Source organism: Streptomyces sp. NPDC127084, assembly GCF_042724175.1.
Lineage (GTDB): Bacteria > Actinomycetota > Actinomycetes > Streptomycetales > Streptomycetaceae > Streptomyces.
In genome coordinates, this window is the sequence record NZ_JBHXFA010000187.1 from 1 (window position 1) to 11,866 (window position 11,866).

At 70.7% G+C, this 11,866-nt stretch carries 11 protein-coding genes; 7 read left to right on the forward strand and 4 right to left on the reverse strand.

The features are described 5' to 3' along the window. The first annotated feature begins 198 nt into the window (after positions 1–198). The 3 genes from ACFWI9_RS29680 (at position 199) to ACFWI9_RS29690 (ending at position 2,783) form a co-directional block, all read left to right on the forward strand. Positions 199–726 (forward strand): hypothetical protein, encoded by a 528-nt coding sequence (locus ACFWI9_RS29680; RefSeq protein ID WP_387166936.1) that lies wholly within the window; start codon positions 199–201, stop codon positions 724–726. 50 nt (positions 727–776) lie between these two features. Then, a complete protein-coding gene (locus tag ACFWI9_RS29685) occupies positions 777–1,808 on the forward strand; it encodes a hypothetical protein (RefSeq protein WP_387166939.1) in 1,032 nt (343 codons plus the stop codon). A 774-nt stretch (positions 1,809–2,582) separates the two neighbouring features. Continuing rightward, positions 2,583–2,783 (forward strand): hypothetical protein, encoded by a 201-nt coding sequence (locus tag ACFWI9_RS29690; RefSeq protein WP_387166942.1) that lies wholly within the window; start codon positions 2,583–2,585, stop codon positions 2,781–2,783. A 211-nt stretch (positions 2,784–2,994) separates the two neighbouring features. On the opposite strand, the gene ACFWI9_RS29695 is transcribed toward ACFWI9_RS29690, so the two are convergent. Then, positions 2,995–3,756 (reverse strand): phosphoglyceromutase, encoded by a 762-nt coding sequence (locus ACFWI9_RS29695; RefSeq protein WP_387166945.1) that lies wholly within the window; start codon positions 3,754–3,756, stop codon positions 2,995–2,997. Positions 3,757–3,896: 140 nt separating this feature from the next. On the opposite strand from ACFWI9_RS29695, the gene ACFWI9_RS29700 reads away from it, so the two are divergent. Then, complete coding sequence (locus ACFWI9_RS29700) at positions 3,897–5,195, forward strand: MDR family MFS transporter (protein ID WP_387166947.1); 1,299 nt, start codon at positions 3,897–3,899, stop codon at positions 5,193–5,195. A gap of 122 nt (positions 5,196–5,317) precedes the next feature. Here ACFWI9_RS29700 and ACFWI9_RS29705 read toward each other — a convergent pair whose 3' ends face one another. Then, positions 5,318–5,842 (reverse strand): YbjN domain-containing protein, encoded by a 525-nt coding sequence (locus tag ACFWI9_RS29705; RefSeq protein ID WP_387166950.1) that lies wholly within the window; start codon positions 5,840–5,842, stop codon positions 5,318–5,320. After that, a complete protein-coding gene (gene mshA / locus ACFWI9_RS29710) occupies positions 5,835–7,205 on the reverse strand; it encodes a D-inositol-3-phosphate glycosyltransferase (RefSeq protein WP_387166953.1) in 1,371 nt (456 codons plus the stop codon). The genes ACFWI9_RS29705 and mshA overlap by 8 nt, the downstream gene beginning before the upstream one ends. Positions 7,206–7,507: 302 nt before the next feature. On the opposite strand from mshA, the gene ACFWI9_RS29715 reads away from it, so the two are divergent. The 3 genes from ACFWI9_RS29715 (at position 7,508) to ACFWI9_RS29725 (ending at position 11,287) form a co-directional block, all read left to right on the forward strand. Further along, on the forward strand, positions 7,508–8,329 hold the full coding sequence (locus tag ACFWI9_RS29715) for a class I SAM-dependent methyltransferase (protein ID WP_387166956.1): 822 nt from the start codon (positions 7,508–7,510) through the stop codon (positions 8,327–8,329). Between the two features lie 268 nt (positions 8,330–8,597). Continuing rightward, a complete protein-coding gene (locus ACFWI9_RS29720) occupies positions 8,598–9,698 on the forward strand; it encodes an NlpC/P60 family protein (protein WP_387166959.1) in 1,101 nt (366 codons plus the stop codon). Positions 9,699–9,952: 254 nt separating this feature from the next. Beyond that, positions 9,953–11,287 carry a PP2C family protein-serine/threonine phosphatase gene (locus tag ACFWI9_RS29725; RefSeq protein WP_387166962.1) on the forward strand — a complete coding sequence of 445 codons (1,335 nt, stop codon included), beginning with the start codon at positions 9,953–9,955 and terminating at the stop codon, positions 11,285–11,287. Positions 11,288–11,444: 157 nt separating this feature from the next. Here ACFWI9_RS29725 and ACFWI9_RS29730 read toward each other — a convergent pair whose 3' ends face one another. Then, positions 11,445–11,783 (reverse strand): DUF2516 family protein, encoded by a 339-nt coding sequence (locus ACFWI9_RS29730; protein ID WP_387166965.1) that lies wholly within the window; start codon positions 11,781–11,783, stop codon positions 11,445–11,447. Positions 11,784–11,866 lie beyond the last annotated feature (83 nt).

The window sequence follows — 11,866 nt, forward strand, 5'->3', positions numbered from 1 at the left end:
GCCCCGGGGTGTCCACCCCGGGGCGGGGCCCTCCTCATGTGCCGCCGGCAGCCCGCGAAACTCCCCCAACCAGGTGGATCACGCGCCACATTCCCGTCATCCGCGAGCAACATGATCATGGTCCTCATAACCTGCGACCTGGCAACCGCCTCCTGCGGTATCGCCCCACCCCCCGTGTGATCAAGCGAGGTCGTGACGGTGAGAAGAACTCTTGTCATCAGCCCCCTTATTGCCGGTGCGGCAGCGGTGACGCTGGCCTTCCCGGTACCCGCTACGGCGGCGGACACCCCAGTGACGGTCCAGGTCACCTCCGGAACTCTCGATATCGCCGTGCCGACGGGCCCCGTGAACCTCGGTACCGCCTCGGTCAGCGGCAGCGCGCAGACCGTGAGCAGCCAGCTCGGCAATGTGACCGTGACGGACGGCCGCGGTGGAACGGCCGGATGGACTGTCACCGCCAACGCGGTGGACTTCACGGGACCGCAGACCATCTCCGTGTCCGCCCCGGGCTCCAGCAGCTATGACACACCGCAGGCCTCGGTCAGCGGCACCGCCACCGTCACCCCGAGCGACCTCGAACCGCTGTACCCGGCGAATCCGGTGCAGACGGCCACCGCCGTGAACGGAATCAACTCCGCCACCTGGAACCCGACGATCTCGCTGACCATCCCCGGCAACGCCCTGGCGGGTACGTACAGCTCGACGATCACCCACTCCGTCGCCTGACGGCGGGAACCAGGACGACCGACAGCCAGACGACAGACAACAGAGGCGCAGTGCGCAAGTTTGCTTCCCTCACCGTGCTGGTGGCCGCGGCGATCGCCCTGGCCACCAGCACGGCTCTCGCCGCTTTCGGCAGCCCGGCTCCGCCGGACGCCGGCACCGTCGGAGTACGGCTTCTGGACGTGCCGGTGGACCTGCTGGACGACCCCCGGGCGAGGCAGTACATCATCGACAACCTGAAGCCCGGGGTCACGGTGCAGCGCCGCATCGAGGTGCGCAACGCCTCGGACAGCCCGCAGCGGGTCGCTGTCTATCCCGGCGCCGCCGACATCAGACGCGGCGCCTTCATCGGTGCCGCGGGAAGTGCCGGCAACGAGCTCACCAGCTGGATCAGCGTCAGCCACGGCACGCTGGAAATCCCGGCCCGCTCCACCGCCCGCAGCACCGTGACCATCGCGGTCCCCCGCGACGCGGCCCCCGGCGAGCGCTACGGGGTGGTGTGGGCGCAGGTCAGCGGCCGCGAAGGCGCCGGGGTCTCCCTGGTCAACCGCACCGGCGTACGCGTCTACCTCTCGGTGGGCGGCGACAACCCGCCGCTGCCGGAGTTCAAGGTCGACACGATGACGGCGGTCCGTGACCGGGCCGGCCGGGCGGTCGTCCGGGCCCGGGTCCACAACACCGGTGGCAGGGCGCTTGACTTCACCGGCGAGATGACGATGAAACAGGTCACCGGCAATCTCAGCGCGGGCCCCTACCCGGTCCAGCTGGGCACCAGCCTGAAACCGGGTCAGTCCGAGCCCGTGACGGTCACCGTCACCGACCGGGTGGAGGACGGGCCCTGGGATGTGACGCTCTTCTTGAAGAGCGGCCTGCTGGAGCAGCGCTACAAGGCCCGCATCACCTTCCCCAGCGGCCCCGGTGAGGCCGGAGCCGTCCCGTCGCACCTCGCCGACGACGATGTTCTCGGACTGTCCCACCTCGCGACGGCGGCAGCAGCCCTCGCCCTGCTCGGCGGGGTCTTCTGGCTCCTGCGCTCCACCCGCCGGCGTGGCGGTGCCGGTGGGGACACCGGGGCGGGGAGCTGACCGGTCAGCCCGGCCCGTGAGGTGGTGGACGTGCTGAAGGCCGGAGCTGGGAGGTGCGGCCCTCAGCAGGGGTGGCCAGTGCGGAGCTGTGGGGATCCGCCGGCTGCCGTCAGTGCGGGGGCAGCACCCGTCAACGCGGCCGCGGCGGCGGGCCTTGCGGTGGAGCACGTCGCGACCTGGGGCGCGCTCCACCTCTGCCAGGACTCGCGGGCCTGTCAGCCAGTGCCCATGCTGGGTAGTAGGGCGCCCCTGGCTTCAGGAACCGGCCGTCTTCAGAGGGACCGGACCGGGGGCACCGGAGAGGAGTGGCCCATGCGTATACGACGACTGATCGGTCTCGCTTTCGCCACAGCGACTCTCGCTGGCATGACGGCCTTTGGCGCCGCCGCCCAAGCAACGGCGGCCCCGACCATCACGGCCGAAGAATGCACAGCTCAGGGCGGAACGGTGAAGCACCAACCATACGCCGGCTCTTCGTGCGTGCTCCCCGACGGGAGCTCGGTCAGGATCACCTGATCGCTTGACTTCCCCCGGGTGTGCTGCGGGGCATCACCGGGTGCGCCGAGGATGCGTGACTCGCGGTCGTGGCAGCGGCTTTGGACTCGAACTGCTTTCGGCGCGCCCCTGGCCGACTGCGCGGACAGGTCCGCGAATCGCCGACCAGCACCTGTGAATTCGGCCTGTTCCAGAGCCTGTCCGACGGGTCGCGTCACCGACCCCGGAGATCAAACCGACCAGCACCCGAACCGGGACAATCCGTGAAAGGGAAACCACATGCGCATTCGCCGAATCTTCGCCGCCGTCATCGCCACGGCAGCCCTCGCCGGACTCGGCCTCACAGGCGCCGCCACCGCACAGGCTGCCCCAGCCGACGTCACCCCTAGTGAGTGCAGGCAGGGCGGCGGAACGCCCGCGATCAATGAGGAGGGCAACCTCTGCAAGGGCGGTACGCACGACGGAGAGAAGGTCGACTGAATCCCTCAAGGCGCCCCGCAGCCACGCGCCGCGGGGCGCGCGCGCCCTCGCGGAGCACCTCGGGCACTCCGATCCGGGGCTGACGCTGAAGGTGTACGCGCAGGCTCTCCGCCCGCAAGATCACACGGGCTGAGGTCCCAGGGAGGTACGACACCGTGAAAATGCCCCCGATCCGCACCGAAAGCGCAGATCAGGGGCATGATCTCGAAAGCTACTTCTTCTTGCCCTGGTTCTTGACCGCCTCGATGGCCGCCGCCGCGGCTTCCGGATCCAGGTACGTGCCGCCGGGGTTGACCGGCTTGAAGTCGGCGTCGAGCTCGTAGGCGAGCGGGATGCCGGTGGGGATGTTGAGGCCCGCGATATCGGCGTCCGAGACGCCGTCCAGGTGCTTGACCAGCGCGCGCAGGCTGTTGCCGTGGGCTGCGACCAGGACGGTGCGGCCGGCGAGCAGGTCCGGCACGATGCCGTCGTACCAGTACGGGAGCATGCGGACGACGACGTCCTTCAGGCACTCGGTGCGCGGGCGCAGCTCCGGTGGGATGGAGGCGTAGCGGGGGTCGGCGGCCTGCGAGTACTCGTTGTCGTCGGCGAGCGGCGGGGGCGGGGTGTCGTAGGAGCGGCGCCACAGCATGAACTGCTCCTCGCCGAACTCGGCGAGCGTCTGGGCCTTGTCCTTGCCCTGGAGGGCGCCGTAGTGGCGCTCGTTCAGACGCCAGGAGCGGTGCACCGGGATCCAGTGGCGGTCGGCAGCCTCCAGCGCGAGCTGCGCGGTGCGGATGGCGCGCTTCTGGAGCGAGGTGTGGAGTACGTCGGGGAGCAGGCCGGCGTCCTTGAGCAGCTCACCGCCGCGGACTGCCTCCTTCTCGCCCTTCTCGGTGAGGTTCACGTCCACCCACCCGGTGAACAGGTTCTTCGCGTTCCATTCGCTCTCGCCGTGGCGGAGGAGGATCAGCTTGTACGTCGCGTCGGCCATGGCCCCGAGCCTAATCGACGGCCCTGACCGCCGACGATTGACGTCCGGCGTCAATTGAGTAGCTCACCGGACACGGGACAGGTAAGTTGCCGTTCGGCCTTACGCCACTTACCACGTGTCACAGTCCGGGGGGAACGATCATGTCCGCAGCCGCACTCCGGCGCGCCCTGAAGGAGAGCGTCTCGGGCCTGCCCCGGGAGTTCTGGTGGTTGTGGATCAACACCCTGGTCAACCGGCTCGGCAACTTCGTCGCGACGTTCCTGGTCATCTACCTCACCCTGGGACGCGGTTACTCCGCCTCGTACGCCGGGCTCGTCCTCGCACTCGAGGGCCTCGGCGGCGTGGTGGCGTCGCTGGGCGCCGGAGTGATGACCGACCGGCTGGGTCGGCGGCCCACGCTGCTGATCGCCCAGTTGTCGACCGCGCTGTCCACAGCGTTGCTGGGCTTCGCGTCGGGCCCGGTCGCGATCGCCGTCGCCGCCTTTATGGTCGGGATGTCCATGAACGCGTCCCGGCCGGCGGTGCAGGCGATGATCGCGGACGTCGTCAGGCCCGAGGACCGGGTGCGGGCCTTCTCGCTGAACTACTGGGCGATCAACATGGGCTTCGCGCTCTCCGCGGTCGCCGCCGGGTTCGTCGCCGAGTACAGCTACCTCGCGGGGTTCCTGGGCGAGGCGGCGCTTACTCTCGTCTGCGCGGCACTGGTCTACACGAAGCTGCCCGAGTCCAGGCCGGAGCGCGGCGGCACCAGAGGTGACGGCAGAGTCGCCAGCGGAGAGGACGAGCGGCCGGAGCCCGCCGTCGGGCTCGGGACCGTGCTGCGGGACGGCCGGTTCATGGGTGTCGCCGGGCTGTCCTTCCTCATCGCCCTGCTCTTCATGCAGGGGTCGGTGAGCCTGCCGGTGAGCATGGGCAGGAGCGGATGGTCGCCGGCCGACTACGGGACCGTCATCGCCGCCAACGGCCTGCTGATCGTGCTCCTCCAGATCCCGCTGACACGCTTTATCGAGCACCGCGACCCACGGCGGCTGCTGGCGGCCTCCGCGCTGCTGGCGGGATACGGCTTCGGGCTCACGGCGTTCGCCGGTTCGATCGCCGTCTACATAGTGACCGTCTGCATCTGGACGCTGGCCGAGATGGTCAACTCGCCGACGCAGATGGGGCTGGTGTCCCGGCTGTCCCCGGTCCACGGCCGTGGCCGATACCAAGGTGTCTACGCCCTGTCCTGGTCCCTTGCCGCGCTCGTCGCCCCGCTGATGGCGGGATTCGTGATCGACGGCTTCGGCACCGACTGGCTCTGGGGCTCGTGCGCCGTGCTCGGCACGGTGGCGGCGCTGGGCTACTGGCTGCTGATGCGCGGACTGCCCGCAGAGGTGCCGGATTCCGGCGTTACCGTCGTCGCGGCGTCGCCCGGGAAGCCCGAAGAGGCCATCGCCTAGGACCCCCGCGACCGGGCGGACCCTCACGACGAGACAGTCGGAGCCGCCACGGTGCCGCCCTGGCTGCTCGGCTACGGCATCACCCGCCTGGTGCGCACGGTGCGCGCCTTCGGCGGGGCGGGCTAAGAGGCGTCCTCCGGGCGCTGAGACTGGGCCTGGGGCTGGGTCAGCCGTGTGAACGCCTCCAGATTGCGCGTGGACTCTCCACGCGCCACCCGCCAGGCGTACTCCTTGCGGATCGCGGTCGCGAAACCCAGCTCCAGCAGGGTGTTGAAGTCGCCGTCGGCCGCCTCCAGCACCGTTCCCATCAGCCGGTCCAGCTCATCGGGCGTGACGACGGCGAGCGGCAGCCGCCCCGTCAGATAGACGTCGCCGAGTTGGTCGACCGCGTAACCCACGCCGTACAGCTTGAGGTTGCGTTCGAGCAGCCAGCGGTGGACGCCGGCCTCGTTCTCGTCCGGGTGGCGGACGACGAAGGCGTTGAGGGACAGGGAGTGCCGGCCGACCCGGAGCGAGCAGGTCGTGGACAGCTTGCGGGTGCCCGGGAGTGTGACGACGTACGTGCCGGACGCGGGGCTCTCCCACTGGAGTTCGGCGTCCTTCAGATACGCCTCGACAATCCGGGAGATCTCCTCGACGTCAGCCATGGTGGGAGCGTACGTGACGGCGGCGTTCCCGCGTCGCGCGCTCCCGCATCGCGGCGCCGTACACATCGGCGGTCGCCGCCGCGGCCGTGTCCCAGCCGAAGCCGCGGGCGTGCCGAGCCGCCGCGGCGCCCATCCGGCCGGTGAGCTCCGGGTCGTCGGCGAAGCGGCGCAGCTCGCGCGCGTAGTCGGACGGGTCGTGGCCGGCGACGAGGAAACCGGTCTGCCCGTCGCGTACGGCCACGGGCAGACCCCCGACGGCCGCCGCGACGACCGGGGTGCCGGTCGCCTGGGCCTCGATGGCCACCAGGCCGAAGGACTCGTTGTACGAGGGCATGACCAGAACGGACGCGGCCCGGAACCAGTCCGCCAGCTCCCCCTGGGCGACGGGCGGGCAGAACCGTACGACATCGGCGATACCGAGCGTGGCCGCCAGCTTCTGGAGGCCCTCCGGCTTCGCGAGGCCACTGCCGCTGGGGCCGCCGACCACGGGTACGACCATGCGTCGGCGCAGTGTGGGGTCTTGGTCCAGCAGCAGCGCGACGGCGTGCAGCAGCACGTCGGGGGCCTTCAGCGGCTGTATGCGACCGGCGAACAGCGGGATCAGGGCATCCTGCGGAAGCCCGAGTCTGGCCCGGGCCGCGCGGCGGCCGTCCGCGACACGGAAGCGGTCGAGGTTCACACCCGGATGCACGACAGCGACCTTGGCGGGGTCCGCCTCGTAGTGGCGGACCAGCTCGCCGGCCTCTTCCGCCGTGTTGGCGATCAGGCGGTCGGCGGCAGCCACGATCTGGGTCTCGCCGATGACCCGGGCCGGCGGCTCGGGGTTGTCGCCCACGGCGAGCGCGGCGTTCTTGACCTTGGCCATGGTGTGCATGGCGTGCACCAGGGGGACGCCCCAGCGCTCGGCGGCGAGCCAGCCGACATGGCCGGACAGCCAGTAGTGGGAGTGGACCAGGTCGTAGTGCCCCGGGCGGTGGCCTGCCCAGGCCCGCATCACACCATGGGTGAAGGCGCACAGCTGTGCCGGGAGGTCCTCCTTGGCCAGCCCCTCGTAGGGCCCGGCGTCCACATGCCGTACGAGCACACCGGGCGCGAGTTCGACCAGGGGGGCGAGGCCGCCCTCGGTGGCCCGGGTGAAGATCTCCACCTCGATGTTGATCGCGGCGAGCCGTTTGGCGAGCTCCACGATGTACACGTTCATTCCGCCCGCGTCCCCCGTGCCCGGCTGGTGCAGCGGGGAGGTGTGCACACTCAGCATGGCTATCCGGCGCGGTCTGCCGCGGTGCTGGCCGGTGAGGCCGCTGAACCGCCGCCTTTGGGGCGCCGCCAGGGCGCCGGCGAGCCGGGACACGTACTGGCTCACGTGAACGGTCCTCTCGTCCTCTCCGGGGCGTGGGCTCGGGCTCGGTGGGCTGGGGCTGGGCTGGGGCTGACACCGGACCGAGGGGCCAGCGCCGGAGCTGCCGTCGGGCAGGCCCGGCAGGGCCGGTGCCGCCTTGCACGCCCCTCAACAGCGGCGGCTCCCTCCTTCATTTCCCTTCGCGGATTCACTTTGCCTAATCATTACCAAGCGCGCCGGGCGTGTCACACGGGCCACTCTTGGTCCGCCGCTGGTTCTGCCGCGCGGTTTCCGGCGTTACCGCCGGTCTGGTTACCCTCATTCCCATGCCGCCGCGCCCCACCCCGCCCTCGACCCGACCCGTGGGCGCGGTGACCCGTGGCACGACCAATCCGAACCGGTTGCGCCGCATGGACCGCTGGATCGCGGCGATGCACGGCCCGGCCCTGCGGCGTTCGACCGAGACGCCCGTCGCGGTGGACCTCGGATACGGGGCGGCCCCCTGGACCGCCCTCGAGCTGATGCGAAGGCTGCGTACCGCCGAGCCGCGTACCGAGGTCGTCGGTATCGAGATCGAACCCGCGAGGGTCGAGGCCGCCCGCCCCTACGAGCGCGAGGGCCTGCGCTTCATGCACGGCGGTTTCGAGGTACCGCTGCCGCAGCGCCCGCTGCTGATCCGGGCGGCGAACGTGCTCCGGCAGTACGACGAGGACGAGGTCGCCGCCGTCTGGCGCCGCCTGTGCGCCCGTCTCGCGCCCGGCGGGCTGCTGGTGGAGGGCACCTGCGACGAGATCGGCCGGAGGCATGTGTGGGTGGCACTGGGCCCCGATGGTCCCCGGACAGTGACCTTCGCGACCCGGCTGGGGTCGCTGGACCGGCCGTCCGACCTGGCCGAGCGGCTGCCCAAGGCGCTGATCCACCGCAATGTGCCGGGTGAACCGGTGCACTCGTTTCTGCGCGACTTCGACCGGGCGTGGGCGGCGGCGGCCCCGTACGCCTCGCTGGGGGCGCGGCAGCGCTGGATCAGGACGGTGGGGGACCTGGCGGCGGATTGGCCGCTGACCGGTACGGGGACCGACGGGCTGCGGCGGTGGCGGCAGGGCGAAGTGACGGTGGACTGGAACGCGCTGGCTCCCAGTTCCCGCTGAGCGGCCCGCCACACCGGTGGCGAGGGAACGTGATGGCGCGTTGATTCGTCTGTGACGGATGGACGGACTACTGACGGAACGACGGACTGACGGACTGACTTACTGACTGGCGGACTGTGTGAACGGGCCCGGTCGGCGCCCCTGTCGGTTTTCCACAGGGCATGGCACCATCGCGTCGTTGAAGCTAAGTTACTGACGGTCAATCACGTTTCGAAGTACGTGCCGTGCGCCATGCGTGACGTGATGCTGTTGTCCGGAGGGGGAGCCTGTGAACCGACGCCGCTGTGCCGCAGCCGCGATTACCGTGGTCTGCGCCGTGACGTTGCTGGCCGTACCAGGCACGGCCTTCGCCGCCCCGACCGCCAGTGCCGCCGCGCCTTCCGCGCTCTCGGCTCCTTCCGCTCCCGAACCGGGGACGCCTCCCAACCCCCCCAAGAAGTCCCTCGAAACGATCCGCCTGGAGCTTGAGGGTCTCTACGCCAGAGCCACGTCCGCCACCGACGCGTACAACCTCGCCGAGGAGCAGACCAAGAAGCAGTCGGCCGAGATCGTGAGGCTGGCCCAGGCGATCGTCAAGGGCCAGGACCGCATCGCCGACCTCAAGGCCCGCGCAGGCGCCACCGCCCGCGCCCAGTACCGGGGCGGCGGACTGCCGCCCGAGGCCCAGTTGGTGCTCACCGACGACCCGCAGCTGTTCCTCGACGGCATCGGCCGCTTCCGGCAGGGCCAGAAGGCCACCAGGGACCTCATGGCCGAACTGTCCCGGACCCAGGACGACCTGGAGGCGTACTCCCAGGAAGCCAGCGCCCAGTGGACCAAACTGGAAGCCAACCGGGTCAAGCAGGAGAAGGCCAGGAAGGAGATCAACGACCAGATCGCCGCCGCCGAGAAGATCGAGGCGCAGCTGGAGAAGGCGGAGCGGGAACGACTGCTGAAGCTCGAACAGCAGGCGGCCTACCAGGCGCAGTCGAGCTGGCTGGCGTCCGGGGTCCTCAAGGCGGCGAAGGGCAAGGCGAGCGCGAAGGGCCGCGCGGCCATCGCCTTCGCCACCGCGCAGATCGGCAAGCCGTACGGCTGGGGAGACGAGGGCCCGGACTCGTACGACTGCTCGGGGCTGACCTCGCAGGCCTGGACGGCGGCCGGACGGACCATCCCGCGCACCTCGCAGGAGCAGTGGCGACTGCTGCCGCGCGTCGACATCAGGAACATGCGCCCCGGGGACCTGATCATCTACCACAGCGACGCCAGCCATGTCGGGATGTATCTGGGCGACGGGGCGATCGTGCACGCCCCGCGGCCGGGGCGGAACGTGACCATCGCGGGCGCGGGTTCGATGAAGATCCTCGGCGTTGTCCGTCCGGACAAATAGTGACGGCTGCCCCCAAATCGGCACCGCCGCACCGCGCGTGAGCGGGCTCACGCGCCTTGACGTGACCCGGCTCACCGCAAAGGGGTGACGTTCGTCATCACTATTGAGGCAACTACGCCCCGATACGCGGCATATGCCGATGGGTCTTCATAGAACGGCATTCCGTTGCACCGTTCCCTACCGCTATGGTCCCCGTCTGGCAGGTCGTCGTTTGTCGGTCTGCCGCGCCGGGGGGAGGGAAGGAAACCGATTCGATGCCCGTACCCGTTCCGCGCCAGCGGACCGGCTCACCCGTCGCCGCACCGCTCGCCGCCGTCACGGACCGCGCCGTCGCGAACGGCACCGGCACGGACGTCACCGCGAACCCGGCCACCGAGACGCAGGGTGGCGGCTACGTCACCCTCCTCGTCATCGAGGACGACCCGGCGGGCACCTTCACCGTTCCGGAGCTGCTGGGCACCGCTGGGACCCGGGTCCGTATCCGCACCGCACGCAATCTCACCGAGGCCGAGCGGCTGCTCACCGACGACGTGCACTGCATCCTCGTCGACCTCGCGCTTCCCTGCCGGGTCCCGAGTGGGAACTCAGCCGACTCCGGGAACCCCCCGGACGAGCTCGCGGTACTGCGCCACGTGCTGCGCCTCGCCCCGCGGCACGCCGTACTGGCGCTGACCGCGGAGGCGGACGCCGAGCGCGCGGCCGAGGCGGTCCGGGTCGGGGCCCAGGACTTCCTGCTCCGCGACGAGCTGGACGGACGGCTGCTGAGCCGCGCGATCCGGTACGCCGTCGAGCGCAAACGCGCCGACACGGCGCAGGTGAAGCTGGCCGAGTCGCGGCTGCGGGCGCAGGAGAACGCCCGGCTGGAGCGCGGACTGCTGCCCACTCCCCTGCTCCAGGGCTCCGACCTGCGGTTCGCCGCCCGCTACCGGCCCGGCCGGTCCAGGGCGCTGCTCGGCGGCGACTTCTACGACACGGTCCGTACGGCGGACGGCACAGTGCACGCGATGATCGGTGATGTCTGCGGTCACGGCCCGGACGAGGCGGCGCTCGGGGTGGAGCTCCGGATCGCCTGGCGAGCGCTGATCTTCGCGGGACTGTGCGGCGACGAGCTGCTGTCCACCCTCCAGCAGGTGCTGGAGCACGAGCGGGAGAGCGACGAGATCTTCGCGACTCTCTGCACGGTCGACATCGCGCCGGACGGACGCCGGGCCGGCCTGTGCCTGGCCGGTCATCCCGCTCCGCTGATCGCCCGCCAGGGCGAGGCCGCCCGGCTGCTGCCGTACGAGAACGGCGGCCCGGCACTCGGTCTGCTGCCGAACGCCCGCTGGCCGCGCCGCCAGGTCGAGCTCGGCGGTGCCTGGAGTCTGATGATGTACACGGACGGCCTCATCGAGGGCCGGACGTCCCCTGGCGGCGAGCGCCTGGGGCAGGAGGGCATGGTCGAGATGGTGAACCGCGGGCTGGCCGCAGGACTGCGCGGTGAAGGGCTGCTGGACGCCACGGTGGCCGAGGTGCGGGAGCTGAACGGCGGGGACCTGACGGACGACCTGGCCGTACTGCTGCTGGACCGGGACCGGGCGCGCTCGTAGGTGTCTGTCCCCGGGACCTGACGCGCCGGGCCGGTGGGCCGGGCGCGTCGGACTGCCGGCCGCGCACCGGGCGGGCGCGTGGAGCCGCCAGCGACCCGCGAGGACCCCGGGGGCCCCGGAACCAGGCCCTGTGCGCTGGGCCGCTGGCCTCCGCTGCTCAGCGCCCGCCGTTGTAGGGGCCGTACGGCCCGTCGCTGCTGGAACCGCCGCGCCGACCGCCACGGCCACCGCCCGAGACCTGCCGGAGCGCGGGCCGTACGTCGACCATGAAGACGATCGACGCGATCAACCCCGCGAGCTGCAAGAACAGCATCGGGAGCAGAAGGTCCACCGCGACTGTGACACCCAGCAGGATCAGCCAGAACATCTTGCTCTGCTTGTCAGCGGCCCGGTAGGCGTCCTCACGCGCGAACGCGGCGATGCCCAGCGCGACCACGGCGAGCAGCAGCATCGCCATGTCGAGGAAGAAGAAGAGCGACGCGTCGAACTGGTTCATCAGCATGCCTGAGCACCGCCTAAGGAGTGATGGTGAGCGCCTCGCGGCCAAGGTACCCCGGGCCTGCCCTGACAAAGTCTCTT

Coding starts and splice junctions, on each gene's coding strand:
- ACFWI9_RS29690 (WP_387166942.1), top strand. CDS start 2,583: ATGCGCATTCGCCGAATCTTCGCCGCCGTCATCGCCACGGCAGCCCTC.
- ACFWI9_RS29695 (WP_387166945.1), bottom strand. CDS start 3,756: ATGGCCGACGCGACGTACAAGCTGATCCTCCTCCGCCACGGCGAGAGC.
- ACFWI9_RS29700 (WP_387166947.1), top strand. CDS start 3,897: ATGTCCGCAGCCGCACTCCGGCGCGCCCTGAAGGAGAGCGTCTCGGGC.
- ACFWI9_RS29705 (WP_387166950.1), bottom strand. CDS start 5,842: ATGGCTGACGTCGAGGAGATCTCCCGGATTGTCGAGGCGTATCTGAAG.
- ACFWI9_RS29715 (WP_387166956.1), top strand. CDS start 7,508: ATGCCGCCGCGCCCCACCCCGCCCTCGACCCGACCCGTGGGCGCGGTG.
- ACFWI9_RS29725 (WP_387166962.1), top strand. CDS start 9,953: ATGCCCGTACCCGTTCCGCGCCAGCGGACCGGCTCACCCGTCGCCGCA.
- ACFWI9_RS29730 (WP_387166965.1), bottom strand. CDS start 11,783: ATGAACCAGTTCGACGCGTCGCTCTTCTTCTTCCTCGACATGGCGATG.